This window comes from Mesorhizobium sp. M7A.F.Ca.CA.002.04.1.1 (genome assembly GCF_004022805.1).
GTDB lineage: Bacteria > Pseudomonadota > Alphaproteobacteria > Rhizobiales > Rhizobiaceae > Mesorhizobium > Mesorhizobium ciceri.
In genome coordinates this window covers 1-885 of the sequence record NZ_RZPL01001170.1, presented here as the reverse complement: position 1 = coordinate 885, position 885 = coordinate 1, and the positions used below count along the sequence as shown (strand labels likewise).

At 58.6% G+C, this 885-nt stretch carries 2 protein-coding genes; one reads left to right on the top strand and one right to left on the bottom strand.

Features of this window, described 5'->3' with window-relative positions:
* On the bottom strand, positions 1 to 164 hold a 164-nt coding region (locus ENZ75_RS33075), incomplete at its 3' end, for a preprotein translocase subunit YajC (RefSeq protein WP_206617173.1).
* A 277-nt stretch (positions 165 to 441) separates the two neighbouring features.
* Between ENZ75_RS33075 and ENZ75_RS33070 the strand changes: the two genes are divergently transcribed.
* Positions 442 to 885: DUF815 domain-containing protein (locus ENZ75_RS33070; RefSeq protein WP_128278669.1), on the top strand; the 444-nt coding region annotated here is incomplete at its 3' end.

Sequence of the window (885 nt, the reverse complement as noted above, 5' to 3'; positions counted from 1 at the left end):
CGACGGACCGCGGCCAGCATCTCGCCACGCTTCTTCAGCTGCGTGCGCTGCGGCCGGATGATCAGAAAATACATGATCACGAAAATCAGGACAAACGGCAAAATGCTGATGAACATGTCGGGAGAAGCGCCGACGCCTTGGGCGTATGCCGGTGTCACGAACATCGAGGTACTCCTGAATTTTGAAAACAGCCGCCAATCTGGCGGCCCCTTGAAATTTGGCCGGAATATAGTCGGTAAAGTTGTCAATGCAACTGCGCGGCCGGCCAAATCGGCTGCTTTTCCGGCCTGTTGAGCCGTGTTAGAGCAGGATCGCAAAAAGCGCGAGCCGGTTTCCGCAAAAAATTATGCTCGAACAAAAGGTTGCAACCGGTTTTGTATCAGGCGAAATCGGGCAGCTTCACGCCCCAAGACATCAAAAACGCGAAAACAAAAGACAGACATGACCGACAGCAGCATTGAGGCCCTGAACCAGAAACTCGACCGGCTGATCGAAGCGGTGAGCCGCCTTGCCCCGCCGCCGGTGCCCCAAACCGACCTCCGCGAGGCTGATTGCTTCGTTTGGCAGGCCGATCCGGGCTATCTGGAACCGGTGCACAGGGTTAACCGCGTCGACATCGGACTGATCCGTGGCGTCGACCGCGTCCGCGACATCCTTGTCGACAACACCGAACGCTTCGCTGCCGGCTACCCGGCCAACAATGTGTTGTTGTGGGGCGCGCGCGGCATGGGCAAATCGTCGCTGGTCAAGGCCGTGCATGCGGAGATCAACGCCAAGGCCAGGTCCGACCTGCCGTTGAAGCTGATCGAGATCCACCGCGAGGACATCGACACGCTGCCGAAGCTGATGGGTCTGCTGAAGGCGGCGCCCTTCCGCTTCATCCTG